The sequence below is a fragment of the Curtobacterium sp. SORGH_AS_0776 genome (assembly GCF_031453355.1).
GTDB lineage: Bacteria > Actinomycetota > Actinomycetes > Actinomycetales > Microbacteriaceae > Curtobacterium.
In genome coordinates, this window is the sequence record NZ_JAVIYU010000001.1 from 2,764,033 (window position 1) to 2,780,091 (window position 16,059).

The 16,059-nt window shown below is 72.7% G+C and carries 12 protein-coding genes and 1 tRNA gene; 5 read left to right on the top strand and 8 right to left on the bottom strand.

Going from position 1 to position 16,059, the window contains the following annotated elements:
* Positions 1 to 25 precede the first annotated feature (25 nt).
* Positions 26 to 955, top strand: coding sequence for a proteasome assembly chaperone family protein (locus tag QE359_RS13645; protein ID WP_070419012.1), 930 nt, complete (start codon positions 26 to 28; stop codon positions 953 to 955).
* Positions 956 to 1,150: 195 nt separating this feature from the next.
* Here QE359_RS13645 and mshC read toward each other — a convergent pair whose 3' ends face one another.
* From mshC to QE359_RS13660, 3 genes are all read right to left on the bottom strand, one after another.
* Positions 1,151 to 2,395 (bottom strand): cysteine--1-D-myo-inosityl 2-amino-2-deoxy-alpha-D-glucopyranoside ligase, encoded by a 1,245-nt coding sequence (gene mshC, locus QE359_RS13650; RefSeq protein WP_309779607.1) that lies wholly within the window; start codon positions 2,393 to 2,395, stop codon positions 1,151 to 1,153.
* Positions 2,392 to 3,222: an undecaprenyl-diphosphate phosphatase gene (locus tag QE359_RS13655; protein ID WP_070419014.1), complete on the bottom strand. Its 831-nt coding sequence runs from the start codon at positions 3,220 to 3,222 to the stop codon at positions 2,392 to 2,394. Before QE359_RS13655 ends, mshC begins: the two co-directional genes overlap by 4 nt.
* Before the next feature lie 62 nt (positions 3,223 to 3,284).
* Positions 3,285 to 4,601 carry a M20/M25/M40 family metallo-hydrolase gene (locus QE359_RS13660; RefSeq protein WP_309779608.1) on the bottom strand — a complete coding sequence of 439 codons (1,317 nt, stop codon included), beginning with the start codon at positions 4,599 to 4,601 and terminating at the stop codon, positions 3,285 to 3,287.
* Between the two features lie 172 nt (positions 4,602 to 4,773).
* Here QE359_RS13660 and QE359_RS13665 point away from each other — a divergent pair.
* From QE359_RS13665 to QE359_RS13680, 4 genes are all read left to right on the top strand, one after another.
* A tRNA-Leu gene (locus QE359_RS13665) sits at positions 4,774 to 4,859 on the top strand.
* A 435-nt stretch (positions 4,860 to 5,294) separates the two neighbouring features.
* A complete protein-coding gene (locus QE359_RS13670; protein WP_309779609.1) occupies positions 5,295 to 6,575 on the top strand; it encodes a collagen binding domain-containing protein in 1,281 nt (426 codons plus the stop codon).
* Between the two features lie 196 nt (positions 6,576 to 6,771).
* Entirely contained in the window at positions 6,772 to 7,416 is a 645-nt protein-coding gene (locus tag QE359_RS13675) for a class F sortase (protein ID WP_309779610.1), read from the top strand.
* Positions 7,417 to 7,622: 206 nt separating this feature from the next.
* Complete coding sequence (locus QE359_RS13680) at positions 7,623 to 9,680, top strand: sigma-70 family RNA polymerase sigma factor (protein WP_309779611.1); 2,058 nt, start codon at positions 7,623 to 7,625, stop codon at positions 9,678 to 9,680.
* Here QE359_RS13680 and QE359_RS13685 read toward each other — a convergent pair.
* The 5 genes from QE359_RS13685 to dinB all read right to left on the bottom strand — a co-directional run bounded on the left by QE359_RS13685 (position 9,664) and on the right by dinB (position 16,036).
* Complete coding sequence (locus QE359_RS13685) at positions 9,664 to 11,133, bottom strand: HD domain-containing protein (RefSeq protein WP_309779612.1); 1,470 nt, start codon at positions 11,131 to 11,133, stop codon at positions 9,664 to 9,666. The two genes, QE359_RS13680 and QE359_RS13685, sit on opposite strands and share 17 nt — an antisense overlap.
* 140 nt (positions 11,134 to 11,273) lie before the next feature.
* A complete protein-coding gene (locus tag QE359_RS13690; RefSeq protein ID WP_309779613.1) occupies positions 11,274 to 12,602 on the bottom strand; it encodes an FAD-dependent oxidoreductase in 1,329 nt (442 codons plus the stop codon).
* Between the two features lie 32 nt (positions 12,603 to 12,634).
* Positions 12,635 to 12,844 (bottom strand): hypothetical protein, encoded by a 210-nt coding sequence (locus QE359_RS13695; RefSeq protein ID WP_070419019.1) that lies wholly within the window; start codon positions 12,842 to 12,844, stop codon positions 12,635 to 12,637.
* Positions 12,845 to 12,851: 7 nt separating this feature from the next.
* Entirely contained in the window at positions 12,852 to 14,768 is a 1,917-nt protein-coding gene (locus tag QE359_RS13700) for a DEAD/DEAH box helicase (RefSeq protein ID WP_396127740.1), read from the bottom strand.
* A 17-nt stretch (positions 14,769 to 14,785) separates the two neighbouring features.
* A complete protein-coding gene (dinB, locus tag QE359_RS13705; RefSeq protein WP_309779614.1) occupies positions 14,786 to 16,036 on the bottom strand; it encodes a DNA polymerase IV in 1,251 nt (416 codons plus the stop codon).
* Between the last annotated feature and the right edge of the window lie 23 nt (positions 16,037 to 16,059).

A 16,059-nucleotide genomic window follows, 5' to 3' on the forward strand; every position in this document is an offset into this window, starting at 1 on the left:
GCTCCACCACCAGGAGGTCCCGTCCGTGCCACAGCACTCCCCCTTCAGCGACGGTCGGCTGCTCGTCGTCGCCTTCGAGGGCTGGAACGACGCCGGAGAAGCGGCGAGCGGTCTCGCCAGGCGCATCGTCGAGTCGCTCGAGCTCGACGAGCTGCGCGAACTCGACGGTGAGCGGTACGTCGACTACCAGTTCAACCGCCCGAACGTCGGCACGGACGAGAACGGCGGCCGGGGCATCCAGTGGCCGCGGATCGTCCTGCACGGTCCCGGTGCCGAGGGCCGACCCGTGATCGGTGCCACCGGCTCCCCGTCCGAGCGCGACGTCTACGTGCTCGTCGGCCCGGAGCCCTCGCGGACCTGGCGCGGCTTCTGCGCGGAGATCATCGACCTCGCGGACGTCTACTCGATCGACGCCGTCGTCTTCGTCGGCGCGATGCTCGCCGACGTCCCGCACACCCGACCCATCTCGGTGTTCGTGTCGAGCGAGAACGCGGGCGTGCGTGCCGCGTTCGACGTCGACCGCTCCTCGTACGAGGGCCCGACCGGGATCCTCGGGGTGCTCGCCGACGCGATGGACAGCGCCGGCCTCACCACGCTGTCGCTCTGGGCCTCGGTGCCGCACTACGTGCACAACTCGCCGTCCCCCAAGGCGACGCTCTCGCTGCTCGACAAGATCGAGGAGCTCACCGACGTCACGGTCCCGCGGGGATCGCTGCTCGACGACGCCACCGAGTGGGAGGAGGGCATCGACGCCCTCGCCGCCGACGACGAGGACATGGCGTCCTACATCGGCCAGCTCGAGCAGGCGCGGGACACGGTCGACTCCCCCGAGGCGTCGGGCGACGCCATCGCGCAGGAGTTCGAGCAGTACCTCCGCCGCCGCGAGCGCAAGGACGGCAAGGACGGCGGGACCGCCGGGGGCGAGGGCTTCCGCCCGCCGCCACCGTCGCAGTAGACGCGACCACACGGACGGACGGGAGGCGCGGTGCCAGTTGGCACCGCGCCTCCCGTCCGTTCGTCACCCCGCTGGCGCGGTGCGCACGCGAGGTCGCAGGAACCGCCGTCGGCGCGTCCGGCGCGCGGCAGTCCGTGCGACCTCGGCGACACGCGCGCGGCGCGTCGTGCGACCGCGTGACCGGGACTGGAAGCGTCAGCCCAGGCGGATGCCGAGCAGGGCGTCGACCAGGTCGACGAGGTCCGGCGTGACCGCCGTCCCGCCCGCGATCGCCGTGTCGACCGCGGCGACGGCGCCCGGCGTGTCGAGGTCGTCCGCGACACGGGCGCGGACCCGGGCGATGACCTCGGCCGCGTCGTCGGCGTGTCCCGCGTCGCTCCCGGAGGCCCAGGCGTCCCACGTGGCCAAGCGCGTGGTGGCGCTGGTGAGCTCGGTGTCGAACCACTCCCAGTCGTCGGAGTACTTGTGCGACAGCAGCGCGAGGCGGATAGCACGCGGGTCGGCGCCGTCGTCGAGCAGCCCACGGACCGTGACGAGGTTGCCGAGCGACTTCGAGATCTTCTCGCCCTGGTAGGCGATCATCCCGGTGTGCACGAACGCCTGCGCGAGCGGCTGGTGCGCGAGCGCTGCGGCGTGCCCGGCACTCATCTCGTGGTGCGGGAAGACGAGGTCGCTGCCGCCGCCCTGGACGCTGATCGGCAGGCCGAGGCGGTCGCCGGCGATGACGCTGCACTCGATGTGCCACCCGGGGCGCCCGGGGCCGACGGCGGAGTCCCAGCTCGGTTCGCCCGCTCGTGCGGCGCGCCAGAGCAGCGGGTCGAGCGGGTCGCGCTTGCCCGCACGGTCGGGGTCGCCGCCGCGCTCGGCCGACAGCGCGAGCATGGTCTCGCGGTCGAGGCCGCTCTCGTCCCCGAGCGACCAGGCCTCGGTCGGGCGGTTCACGTCGAAGTAGAGGTCGTCGCCGGCCGACTCCGGCGTCGGCACGGCGTAGGCGTAGCCGGTCTCCTGCAGGAACGCCACGGCCTCGGCGATGCGTTCGACCTCGTCCGTCACCGCGACGAAGTCGTCCGGCGGCAGGACCCGCAGCGCCTCCATGTCGCGCCGGAACAGGTCGATCTGCGAGGCCGCGAGCTCGCGCCAGTCGACGCCGTCCCGCGCTGCCCGTTCGAGGAGCGGGTCGTCGACGTCCGTGGTGTTCTGCGCGTACCCGACCTCGAACCCGGCGTCCCGCCAGACACGACCGAGCGTGTCGAACGAGAGGTAGGTCGCGGCGTGGCCGAGGTGGGTGGCGTCGTACGGGGTGATGCCGCACACGTAGAGCGCCGCACGTTCCTCGCCACCGGTCGGGTCGACGGGCTTGCCGGTCGCCGTGTCGTGCACGACCGGGCGGGGCGCGGTGCCCGGGACATCGGGGACGGACGGGACCTGCCAGGCCCTCACGGCTGGATCACTCCGAGCGACAACAACACGATGAGAACGATACCGAGTGCGATGCGGTAGACGACGAACGGCATGAAGCTGCGCTTGCTGATGTAGTTCATGAACGCCGCGATCACGACGAAGCCGACGACGAAGGCGACCACCGTGGCGATGAGCGTGTCGACCACGCCGAACGGTGCGCCGGTGTCACCGAGGCTCGTGGCGGCCTCGTACAGGCCGGAGAGGAACACGGCGGGCACGGCGAGCAGGAACGCGAACCGAGCGGCCGCCGGGCGGGTGTAGCCGAGCGCGAGCCCCATCGACACCGTCGCGCCGGAACGCGAGACGCCGGGCACGAGGGCGAGCATCTGGGCGAGGCCGATCAGGATCCCGCCGCCGAACGTCATGTGCTCGATGCGCCGGACCTTCTTGCCGACGACGTCGAGCACGCCGAGCACGATGCCGAACACGATGAGGACGATCGCGACGATCCACAGCGACCGGAACGTCGTCTCGATCGAGTCCTTGAGCAGCAGGCCGGCGATGCCGATCGGGATGGTGCCGAGGATCACGAGCCACCCGAGTCGGGCGTCCGGGTCGTTGCGGGGCACGGTCTTCCCGGACAGCGACCGGAACCACCGACCGACGATCCGGGTGATGTCGCGCCAGAAGTAGATCAGCACGGCGGTCTCGGTGCCGAGCTGCGTCACCGCGGTGAACGCCGCGCCCGGGTCCTGCGCGTCCGGCAGGAACAGCCCGACGATGCGGAGGTGGGCGCTGGACGACACCGGGAGGAACTCGGTGAGCCCCTGGACGAAGCCGAGGAAGATCGCCTCGAGGATGTGCACGGCTCGGGCCTTTCGGGGAGAGTCGGTTCAGGACACCGCCGGACCGGCGACCGTGCACGATATCAGTACGTGGCGAGGAGGTCTCCGAGGACCCGCCGCCCGAAGGCCAGCGAGTCGAGCGGCACGCGTTCGTCCACGCCGTGGAACATCGCCGGGAAGTCCACGCCCGCCGGCAGCTGCAGCGGCACGAACCCGTAGCCCGCGATCCCCAGCGTCGACAGGGCCTTGTTGTCCGTCCCGCCCGAGAGCAGGTACGGCAGCACCGGAGCACCCGGGTCGTGCCGGCCGAGGACGTCGCGCACGGCGTCGACCAGGGGGCCGCCGAAGTCCTGCTCGAGCCCGATGTCGCGGAAGGACATCACGACCTCGACGTCGTCGCCCGCGAGCTCCCGGACACGCTCCAGCACCGTCTCCTCGTCGCCGGGGAGGCACCGGATGTCCACCAGTGCCTCGGCGTGGTCGGGGATGACGTTGTGCTTGTACCCGGCGGTGAGCACCGTCGGGTTCGTCGTCGTGTGCAGGGCCGCGTGGATGAACCGCGACGCCGACCCCGTGGCCAGCGCCACCTCGTCCGGGCCGGTCACCGTCGGGTCCACCCCGAGGAACCGTGCGACCTCGGCCACCATCGCGTCGGTCGTCGCCGACAGCCGCACCGGCCACTCCTCGCTGCCGATCCGGGCCACCGCCGCCGCGAGCTTCGTCACCGCGTTGTCGTGGATGACGTGCGACCCGTGCGCCGCGGTGCCCGTCGCGACGAGCTTGATCCACATCAGCGCCTTCTCGCCCGTCTGCAGCAGGTACGCACGACGGTCACCGAGGGTGATCGAGTAGCCGCCGACCTCGCTGATCGCCGCACTCGCCCCCTGGAAGACCTCGGGGTGGTTCTCGACGACGTGGTGCGAGCCGAGCACTCCCCCGGCCTCCTCGTCGGCGAAGTACGCGATCACGAGGTCGCGCTCCGGCGCTCCCTGCTGCTCGATGACGTCCGACAGTGACGTGAGCATCATCGCGTCCATGTTCTTCATGTCGACCGCGCCGCGACCCCAGAGCATGCCGTCCCGGACCTCGCCGCCGAACGGGTCGACCGACCAGTTCGCCGGGTCCGCCGGCACCACGTCGAGGTGACCGTGCACGACCAGGGCGGACTTGTCGCGGTTGCGTCCGGGCACCCGCGCCACGACGCTCACCCGATCGGGTTCGGACTCGAACAGCTGCGGCTCGAGCCCGAGCGCACGGAGCTTCGCCTCGACGTAGTGCGCCGCCTCGGTCTCGCCGCGGGACTTCCCCTCGCCCCAGTTCGTCGTGTCGATGCGGATGAGGTCACGGGCGATCGCCGCGGTGGCCTCGAGGTCGGTCAGCGTGGCCTCCGAGTTCGTCATGGCCCAACGCTACCGGTCAGCGCCGACGGCCCCGGCGTCGGACGTCACAGCAGGACGCGCCCGGGATGCGCCGCCGTGTTCATCGGGCGTTCAGACCCGTGCTAGTGTCTTCTCTCGGCAGGAACGCCGGGGAAACAGCCCGGAACGACGGCCGACAACTGAAGAAACACCTGTCCGGGTGGCGGAAATGGTAGACGCGCTAGCTTGAGGTGCTAGTGCCCGTATTAGGGCGTGGGGGTTCAAGTCCCCCCTCGGACACAGGAAATGGGATGCCCCCTGGCCTTTCGGCCCGGGGGCATTTCCTGTTGTGTCCTTCCCGGCGAGTGCCGCCGTCGCTTCGCTCGGGGCGTCACCGCCTCGACCGCGCCAGTTCGCTGCGCTCACGGCGGGGTGCGGGGTGCGTCCGGCAGGTGGGGCGCCAGTTCGCTGCGCTCACGGCGCGGGCGGGGTGCGGGGTGCGGGGTGCGGGGTGCGTCCGGCAGGTAGGTGCCGGTTCGCGGCGGCGCGTGACGAAACGGGGCGGGCGGACTCTCACCTTCGGCACCGCAACCCGATGACCCGAGTCGACGGCCACGTCCCCGCTCGGTGCCGCGGGCCTGGCTGCCGCAGGAACCCGAGAGCCGAATGCACCACCACCCTGTCCGATCCCGCGACCGACGCGGATCCGTCCTCCTCGCGGCCGGGATCGCCGCCGTGGCCGCCATCGCCGCCGGCATCAGCGCTGCGGTCCCCGCGTCCGCCGCCGCCGAGTACACCACGAACGCGACGATCGACGGTCTCCGCTTCACGTCCCAGACCGTCACGTCCGGCAGCGCCGCCGAACTCTCCGGCACGTGGTCCCTGCCGGACTCCCCCACCACCCCGGCCGGCTTCGTGGTGGACCTGCCGCCCGAGCTCCAGGGCCGCTCCGACGGGTTCCCCCTGCTCGCACCGGACGGCTCCGCGATGGGACGGTGCACCGTGTCCTCGACCCAGCTCGACTGCGCCGTCGACAGCGCCTACGTCGCCGCCCACCCGAACGACCTGCACGGATCGTTCTCGTTCTGGGTCACCGTCGAGACCACCACCGAGTCCGCCACCCCGACGACCTACCAGGTCGGTGGGACCGCCGTGACGACCACGGTCGAACCCGCACAGCCCGGCACCGGACCCGGGACGTGCACCGCCGACTGCACCTTCACCGGCCGGACGAGCGGCAAGTGGGGCAGCTACGACGCCGCCGCGGGTGTGGTCGAGTGGACAGTGGCGATCGGCTCCGGCGCCGACGGCATGCGGGACGGCCAGCGCATCACGGTCACCGACACCCCCGGTCCCGACCAGGAGCTCCTCACCAGCTTCCGCGGGTACCCCTTCGCCACGCTCTGGCAGACGAACCGGACGACCACCTGGGACGACGGGCGAGAGGGGCTCACCGGATGGGCACCGGCGCCCCGGGAGGACTACGCCAGCACGGCCGGGAGCGTCAGGTTCACCGCGCGCCAGGGGTACTTCTACGACGTCCACTTCGCCACCCGGGTCACCGACGGCGGCCTGGCGGGCACCTACACGAACACCGCCACGATCAGCATCGACGGCGACGACGACTCCTCGGTCAGCGGCACGGTCGTGCACCAGGGTGGTGGTGCCTCGGGGTCCGGGACGGCACCGACGAGCACGCCGACCCCGACGCCGACGGCTCCGGCGACGGTCGAACCAACCCCGACGCCGACGCCGACGGCTCCGGCGACGGTCGAGCCGGCCCCGACCGCCGAGCCGACCGTCCGGCCGACCGTGACGCCGGGTGCGTCGACCGCAGACGAGGAGACCGAGTCGCCGGTGCCGCCGGCGATCGGCGCGGCGGTCGACACCGGAGGGACGACGTCCGACAGCACGGCCCCCTGGTGGTCCGTCGCGCTCCTCGGCAGCGGCGGCCTGACCCTGCTGCTCGTCCTCGGCGTGTGGGCCGCCCGGACGCGGGCACGAACGCGACCGTGACCCGTCGCCGCGGCACCCGTGCCGCGGCCCCCGACCGCTCCGCTCGACGACCCTGCGTCGGGCGGAGTCCAGCCGGGTCCGTCGCCCGAACGACGACCCGGCGCGCGGGCCGGTGGGCAGCACCCGAAGCGCCCACCGGTCCGCACATCCAGCGCGCGACCTGCCCTGACCACCACCGACCCCTCGAGGAGACACCGTGCACGTCCGATCCGGTCGACGACCGTCCTCACTCCCGCTCGTCCTCGCCGCCGTGAGCGCGGTCACGATGCTCGGCCTCGGGGTCGGCGGGGTGGTCACCGCGACGAACTCGACGGCGCCCGGCACCGCGCGCGACATGCACGGCGACCCCGTCCGGCTCGAGGCACCCGTCGCGAGCGCGCCCGGAGCCCGAGCGACGTCCAGCGGGTCCGGACGCCTCAGCGTCCCGTCGGTGCACCTCGACGTCCCGCTCGGTGCACTCGACGCCGTCCGCGGCAGGATCACGCCGCCGGGGTTCCGGTCGGCGTACCTGGTCCGCGACGTCGGGGTCACCCCCGAGCACGCCGCCTCCGGCACCGTCGTCGTGGTGATGCACTCCCTGCGGGGCGGCGGCACCGCGCCGGGGAACTTCCTGACGGACGTCGATCGGGGTCGGAGTCGGGTCGCGACCGGCGCCGCGGTGACGGTCGCGGGCGTGGCGTACACGGTGACCGGCTCGACCCTGGTGGACAAGGACCGCATCGCCGACGACGCCGACGTGTGGGGCGACGTCCCCGACCGGTTGCTCCTCATCACCTGCCTCGAACACCCGGACGGCTCACCGTCGACGCAGAACCTCGTGATCACCGCCACACGGGCGTGACACCGTCCTCACCGGTCGGATCCACCGGGGTCGCGTGATGAAACGTCCGACCCGGACTCCTCGCATCCGAGAGCGGTGTGTTCAGATGGACGGCACCGCCCAGCCGGTGAACCCAGGACGAGGAGACGAACGACGTGCGCGGTGCCCCTGAGCCAGGCAGTGACGCTGCACTGATCCGGTCGACGCGTGACGGCGACCGGTCGGCGGTGGCAGCGCTGTGGAGCCGGCACCACCGTGCCGCCGTCCGGCACGCGACCGGACTCGTGGGCTCTTCGGACGCCGAGGACGTCGTGTCCGAGGCCTTCACGAACGTCATCGGTGCGATCGAACGCGGGGCCGGTCCGGACGAACTCTTCCGCCCGTACCTGTACACCGTCATCCGCAACGTCGCCAACACCGAGTTCCGCCGACGCGCCCGCCACACGGACGCCGACGTCGACTTCGACGCCTTCGAGGACTCCGGCACCGACGCGGCGACGGAGATGGCCCGCGCCGCCGACCGCACGGCCCTCGGGCGAGCGTTCAGCACCCTGCCCGAACGCTGGCAGAGCGTGCTCTGGTACACCGAGGTCGAGGGACTGCGACCTCGACACGTCGCCCCGTTGGTCGACCTCCAGCCCGGAGCCGTCTCGTCCCTGGCGTTCCGAGCACGGCGGGCGCTCCGTGCGGCCTGGGTCCAGGAACACCTCGCGACGGACGGCCTGCCCGACGAGTGCCGTCGGCGACTGGCCGCGTTCGGCGCCTACGAAGCGGGCACGCTCACCGCGCGCGACCGTCGTCAGCTCGAGGCGCACATCCGCGACTGCGTGCACTGCCCGCCGGTGCTCGAGGACACCCGCCGACTCGCCGGACGGATCGCGGCGGCACTCCTCCCGCCGGTGGTCGGTCTGGGCATCGGCCACGCGGTGCTCCACGCGGACGCCCCCGCTGCGGCGGCCGTGTCCACCGCCCGCTCGGCCTCGGCGACGGGTGCTGCTCGCCGGGTGCCCCTGCCGGTCACCGGACTGGTCGGCGTGGTCGCAGCGCTCGTCGTCGTCACGACCGTCATCGCCGTCGCGGGGACGTGGTCCGACGACCACCCGACCGGCACGTCCACCGCCGGCGCGCGCTCACCAGGTGCCGCGAACGGCTCGGCGCCGTCCGGTGAGCACCCCGCACCAGCCGACCGCACCGCCCCGTCCCACGTCGCCGAACCGAGTCCCCTGCCGTCGCCCGGTCGCGACGACACCGGCGCACCGACGACGGTCCCGACCGCTCCGACCCCCGTCGTCGACACGGTCCTCGGGGACTCCTCCGCCGGGGCGTCCTCGACACCCGACGTCCGCACCGCCGAACCGAGCGCGAACCCCACGTCACCGGGGGCCGGCGGATCCTCGACCACCGGCGGCGTCGACCCGCAGCTGCCGCGCTCCGCTCCCCCGATCCCGGCCGAGGAGACGATGCTCGTCGCCAGCCGGACCGTCGAGCTCACCGGGGAGGCGACGCCCGGCAGCCGCGTCGAGGTCCGCTCCGGCACCCTCACCGCCGCGACCACGGCCGGGTCCGACGGCACGTGGAGGACCACGCTGCGGTTCTCCGGGGACGGGGTCGAACGGGTCAGCATCACCGCGACGACGCCGGACCACGCCACCTCGGTCCCCGTGGTCGTCACGGTCACCGTGGACACAACGGCTCCGGCGGCGCCGACGATCGCGACGACCTGGACACCCACCGACACCACCCCGCCGGTGTTCTCCGGCACCGCCGAGGCCGGCAGCACGATCGACGTCACCGTCCTCCGCGGCACGAGCGGCACGGCCGGCACGAGCGGCACGAGCACCACGAACAGCACGGGCGGCACGGCCACCGCGTCGACCACCACCGGTGCCGACGGTCACTGGCGCGTCGCGGTGGACGGCCTGACCCCGACCGCCACCGGGATCCGCGCCACCGCACGGGACGCCGCCGGGAACACCTCCGCGGCGACGAGCAGCGCCCCCTTCGCGTTCGTCCCGACCATCGCCGACCCCGCCGACGGGAGCACCGCGACGGGCGGCCCGCTGCCGGTCACGATCACCGGCTGGGCGGACACCGACGTCGAGGTCGCCGTCGACGGCGCGCTCGTCGGCACGGTGTCGACCGGAGCCGGGGGCCGCTTCAGCGGGCACATCCGGCGCGGGGACACCGGGCTGACGCCGGGTCGGCACACCATCACGGTGCGCTACCGCGACGATGCGGGCGCGTCCACCGAGTCCACCACGGTGACGATCACCGTGGCGGACTAAGCCGCTCATGCAACCAGCGCTGAGCGCCCGCCGCGTCCTCGAAGCGGCCCTCGTCCTGCGCCTCGGCCGCCGCGTCCAGCACCTCCCGGAACCGCGGGCCCGGCGCGAGCCCCGCCGCGACGAGGTCCCGCCCGGTCACGAGGCGCACCCGGGGTCCCGCGGCCTCGTCGGCACGCATGACCGCGAGCCACGCCCACGCCGGTGACGGCCCGGACGCCGCACCCCGTCCCTGCGAGTCCGCCTCGCACACCCGGGCCCAGCACTCGGCAGTCGCAATCGACCCGCCGAGACGACGGAGCAGTCGGCGCGCCGCCGGCACCGACGGCGCTGCACCGTCGGTCGAGTGCACCACCATGTGCTCTCGCACTATCGTGGCGATGCGCTCGGTGAGGGTGCGCGGCGCGCCGATCCGCCGCAGCAGGTCGCGCGCCGCATGCGCGCCCGAGACCTCGTGCCCGAGGCTGCGGACCCGGACCGTGCCGTCGTCGTCACGCTCCCGCTGCGTCCCGTCGCCCGCCTTGCCGAGGTCGTGCAGGAGCGCGCCGAGCACCACGACGGTGCGGTCCTCACCGGTGACGCCGTCGGCCGTGCAGGCAGCGGCAGCAGCGTCCGCCGCGAGCCCCAGGTGCACGTGCACGGGCCCCTCGGGGTGCCACCGCGGGTCCTGCGGCACGTCACGCACCGCGGCGAGTTCCGGGAGGTGCCGCTCCCACCCGGTGTCGTGCAGCACCTGGAGCGCCCGCGACTGGTGGTCGCCCCGCGCCGCCTTCCGGATCTCCGGCCAGACCCGCTCGGCGGCCACGGACGGGAACGCGTCCACCAGCGACCGGGCGACGTCGACCGTCGAGGGGTCGAGCACGAGGTCGAAGCGCGCCACCAGCTGCACGGCGCGCAGCACCCGCAGCGGATCGTCCCCGAACCGGTCCGAGGTGTGTCGGAGCACACCCCGGGCAGCGTCGTCGATCCCACCGACCGCGTCGACGTACTCGTTCGTCGCCGGGTCCCACGCGACCGCGTTGACCGTGAAGTCGCGACGGACCGCGGCCGCGGCGAGCCCGTCGTCGTCGGCGTTCCCCGGCACCACCGCGACGTCGACGTGCACGCCCTCGACCACGACCTTGAGGACCTCGAATCGCGCGCCCGTGGTGACGACGACGGCTCCCGCCGCGCGCAGGGCGTCGACGACCGAGGCGGTGTCCGTGCCGTGCACCTCGACGTCGACGTCGTGGTCGTCGACGATGGGGACCGCCCGCCCGGACGCACGGAACAGCGCGTCGCGGACCACCCCGCCGACGAGGAACGGTCGGCCGACACCGGCGAGCACGTCCAGGACCACGGCGACGCTGCTGCCCACGCCCAGCGCTCGGGCGGGGTCGTCGGGTCCGGGGCAGCGGTGCACCCCGGTGGGGCGACGAACGGCTCGGCAGCGGGGGCAGGAGATGGTGGTGGTCACGTGCGGTGTCTTCCAGGACCTCCGTGCGGCGGCACCGAGGGAGTCAGTCTGCCGCACCACGCGCGTCGGCGCGACCGGACGACGGACGGGAGGCGCGGTGCCAGCCGGCACCGCGCCTCCCGTCCGTCAGGAACGCGCGTCTAGGACTTCGACGCCTCGACGAACGTGCGGCGCGGGTCGGTCTCCTTGATGAGGGACGTCGCGTCGCGACCCGACACGGCCCCGGTGACCCACCCGATCACGATGCGCACCTTGCGGTTCAGCGTCGGCATCGCGTACACGTGGTAGGCGCGGTGCGCGAGCCACGCGAGGAGGTTCGTCATCTTGATGCCCTTGATGTTCGCCGCACCCTTCGCGACACCGTACGACGCAACGGTGCCGATGGACGGGTGGCGGTACTCCTCGAGCGGCTTGCCCGTGATCGTCGCGACCACGTTGTCCGCGGCCACGACGGCCTGGCGGACGGCGTTCTGCGCGTTCGGCGGGTAGTACGCCGGCTGCTTCTCGGCCGTCAGGTCGGGCACCTGCGCGACGTCGCCGAGGCCCCAGACGCCGGGGACGACCTCGTGGGTGTCCTCGCTCTCGACCTGCAGCTTCGCGTTCGCGGCGAGGTGACCCTTCGGGCCGCGCGGCAGGTCGGACGCGTCGAGGAGCGGGTTCGGCTTCACGCCGGCCGTCCAGACGAGCAGGCCGGTGGCGAACTCGTCGCCGTCGGAGAGCTTGACGACGCCACCCTCGCAGCTCGGCATGGTCGTCTTCAGGCGGACGTCGATGCCGCGGGCACGCAGCGACTCGAGGGTCCACTTGGACAGCTCCGGACCGACCTCGGGTGCGACGCGGTCGAGCGCGTCGATGAGGACCCAGCGGGGGTGCTCGCCGGCGAGCGACGGGTAGGTCTTGATGGCGGCCTGCGAGACGTCGAACAGTTCGCCGATCGCCTCGACGCCGGTGTACCCGCCGCCGACGAAGATGCTCGTGAGCAGCTTGCGGCGCTCGTCCTCGTCACGGGTGGCAGCGGCCTTGGCGATGTTGTCGAGGAGCTTCGCGCGGACGTAGGCGGCCTCTTCGACGCTCTTGAAGCCGACGCCGTGCTCCTCGAGCCCGGGCGTCGGGAACGTGCGCGTGACGGAGCCGAGCGCGACGACGAGCTGGTCGTAGCCGAGCGTGCGGTCGTCGCCGCCGGCCGTGGCGATCGAGACGGTCTTGTCGGCCGAGGAGATCCCGGTGACCTTGCCCTGGATGACCCGGGTCTTGCGGAGCGCACGGCGCAGCTCGAAGGTCACGTCCTTCGGGGCGATGTGGCCACCGGCGACCTCGGGCAGGAACGGCAGGTACGTGTAGTACGTGTTCTGGTCCACCAGCGTGATGCGCATCGGCACGGTCGCTGCGTGCTTCTGGAGCTGCTTGACGGTGGTGTAGCCAGCGGAGCCGCCGCCGAGGACGAGGACGTGAGGGATGGAGTCTGCCATTCCCCCGGTCTACCCGACTTCGGCTTGCGATGTCATGAGGTCCGCGGCCTGTCGCGGAGCCGCCACCACGCGGTCTCGGCGAGTTCGACGCCCGTGTACACCCCGTGGGGCGTCCGACGGGACTCGGTGAGCGAGAACCGACGGAGCCGGTACCCACCGCCGAAGCGGTCGATGATCGCCTCGGGCGAGGACTCCGCGTCGCGCTTGACGTACCAGGTGCGGTCGTCGACGGCCTCGATCACGCGGTACTCACCGGCGGCCGCCGATGCGGGAGCGCAGCACGTCGATGCGCTTCTGGATCTGCTCGATGCTCGCCTGCGCCACGGCCGGGCCACCGCTGATGCGGCGGAGTTCGGCGTGGATGGCCCCGTGCGGCTCGTTCGCGTGCCGGGACCAGATCGAGACGAGCCGGTGCAGCTCGGACCGCTGCTCCTTGATCGTCTGGTACATCGGGCGGTCCTCGGGCGCGGGGGCGGCTGCCTTGGGCATGCCGTCCTTCGGGGTGCGGCCCTTCGCGCGCTTCGCCTGCGTCGCCTGGCGTGCACGGAGCAGGTCGCGCACCTGGTCGGGTTCGAGCAACCCCGGGATGCCGATGAAGTCGAGTTCCTCGAGCGAGCCCACCTCGCCGCCGCTGCCGAACTCGCCGCCGTCGTAGAGGACACGGTCGAAGGACGCCTGCGAGTCGAGCGCCTCGAACGGCTGGACGTCGAGCAGGCTCTCCGACGCCCGGTCCTCCTTGTTGGCCTCGGCGACCATCGCGTCCTCGGGGTTGTACATCCCGTCGTCGGCGTCCTTCGGGCGGTCGAGGGCGTGGTCGCGCTCGAGTTCGAGGGAGGCCGCCAGCGCCATCAGCCCGGGCACGCTCGGCAGGAACACGCTCGCCGTCTCACCGCGGCGACGGGCACGGACGAAGCGGCCGATGACCTGCGCGAAGAAGAGCGGGGTGCTCGCGCTCGTGGCGTACACGCCGACGCACAGGCGCGGCACGTCCACGCCCTCGGACACCATGCGGACGGCGACCATCCATCGGGAGGTGTCCTCGGCGAAGGCACTGATCCGGCTCGACCCCGCTGCTTCGTCGGAGAGGACGACCGTCGGCCGCTCCCCCGTGATCTGCTGCAGGATGCGGGCGTACGCGCGGGCCGTGGTGGTGTCCGTGGCGATGACGAGGCCACCGGCGTCCGGCACACCACGGCGGACCTCGGTCAGGCGCTTGTCGGCGGCGGAGAGGACGGCCGGCATCCACTCGCCCTCGGGTGAGAGCGCCGTGCGCCAGGCCTGGGCGGTGATGTCCTTCGTGACCTGCTCGCCGAGCGACGCCGACATCTCGTCGCCCATGCGGGTCTTCCAGCGCATCTGGCCCGCGTACGCCATGAAGAGCACCGGGCGGACGACGCCGTCCTTGAGGGCGCGCCCGTAGCCGTAGTTGTAGTCGGAGACCGAGGTGCGGATGCCCTGCTCGTCGGGGGCGTACTGCACGAACGGGATCGGCGCGGTGTCCGAGCGGAACGGGGTGCCGGAGAGCGACAGGCGACGGGTGGCCTTCGAGAACGCCTCTCTGATGCCGTCGCCCCAGGTCAGGGCGTCGCCGCCGTGGTGGACCTCGTCGAGGATCACGAGCGTCTTGCCGCCGGCGGTGATCTTCTGGTGGACCTCGGGGTTCATGCCGACCTGGGCGTACGTGATCGCCACGCCCTGGTAGTGCCGGCCGAACATGCCGTCGCCGTTCTTGAACATCGGGTCGATCCGGATGCCGACGCGGTCCGCCGAGTCCGCCCACTGCCGTTTGAGGTGCTCCGTCGGGGCCACGACGACGATGCGGTCGACGGTGCCGCGGGCGAGGAGCTCGGTCGCGAGCCGGAGCGCGAACGTGGTCTTGCCGGCGCCGGGCGTCGCGGCCGTGAGGAAGTCCCGCGGCTCGGTCTCGAAGTACTTGGTGAGCGCTTCGACCTGCCAGGCGCGGAGCTTCGACGCGGTGCCCCACGCGGCGCGGTCCGGGAAGGCCGGCGACAGGTTCTGCACGGCCGAGTTGCCCGCCGCCTCGGCAGCGGCGACGGCCTCGTCGTGGGCGACGACCGCGTGCTCAGGCGCTGCGGTGCCGTCGTCCCACAGGGCCGCGGGCTGGTCCCCCGCCCCTGGCTGATCGGTGTACTCGGCTGCGCTCACTGCACGAGATTCTACCGTCACCCTTCGTCCTGCCGAGCGTGCGGGACGTGCCCCTCGGGCGTGCCGCGCACCAGGGATGCCGGTCGGAGCACGCCCGCGCCGAAGCGTGCGGCGACCGCGTCGATCGTCGTCTCGGTCTCGCGCCACGGCGCGTCGTCGTCCCAGAGCGCGTTGCTCGCCGCCGCCGGCACGAGGTTCTCGCCACGGACCCCGATGAGCCGGATCCGGTTGCCCGGCCGGTGCAGCACGTCGTACAGCTCGACGGCTTCGCGGTGCAGGCGCTTGGCGACGTCGGTCGGTTCCGCGAGGGTGCGGGACCGGGTCAGCGTGGTGAAGTCGGTGTAGCGGACCTTGAGCGCCACCGTCCGTGCCTGGACGTCGGCGCGCCGGAGTCGCACGGCCACCTTGTCGGCGAGGCGCAGGAGTTCACGGGCGACGTCGTCGCGCTCGGTGAGGTCGTGGCCGAAGGTGACCTCGTGCCCGATCGACTTCTCGCCGACGCCGCTCTCGACCACGCGCGGATCGCGGCCCCACGCGAGGTCGTGCAGGCGCTGACCGCCGGCCGGACCGAGCGCGGAGACGAGCGAGCCCAGTGGCGTGGTCGCGAGGTCCCCCACGGTGCGGATGCCGCGTCGTTCGAGGGTCTCCTGCGTCTTGCCGCCGACCCCCCACAGCGCCGACACGGGCTGCGGGTGCAGGAACGCCACGGTGTCGGCAGCCGGCACGACGAGCAGGCCGTCCGGCTTCGACCGACTCGACGCGAGCTTCGCCACGAACTTCGTCGACGCGGCGCCGACGGAGCAGTGCAGGCCCGTCTCGGCGTACACCGCCGCACGGATCGCCCGACCGATCTCCCACGGGGTGCCGTACAGCCGGATCGCCCCGGCGACGTCGAGGAAGGCCTCGTCGATGCCGAGCTTCTCGACGCGGGGCGTGAAGCGGTCGAAGACGGCCATCACGGCGTCGGACTTCGCGCGGTACTTCTCGAAGTGCGGCTCGACGATGATCGCGTTCGGGCAGCGACGCTTGGCGACGGCCATCGGCATCGCGGAGTTCACGCCGTACTTGCGGGCCTCGTACGTGGCGGCCGTGACGACCGAGCGGTCGGAATCGTGCCCGACGATCACCGGCAGGCCGCGGAGGTCCGGCCGGTCGAGCAGCTCCACCGAGGCGAAGAAGGCGTCCATGTCGACGTGCAGCACGCTCGCCGTCACGTCGTCGACGGGCGCGTCGGACACCAGTCGGTTGCGTCCGTCCTGCTTGCTCACACGGCGATGATGCCAGGACCCAC

Excerpts from the sequence above, each read along its gene's own strand:
- QE359_RS13660 (WP_309779608.1), bottom strand. The coding sequence starts at position 4,601 with ATGACGAACTCGGAGGCCACGCTGACCGACCTCGAGGCCACCGCGGCG.
- QE359_RS13690 (WP_309779613.1), bottom strand. The coding sequence starts at position 12,602 with ATGGCAGACTCCATCCCTCACGTCCTCGTCCTCGGCGGCGGCTCCGCT.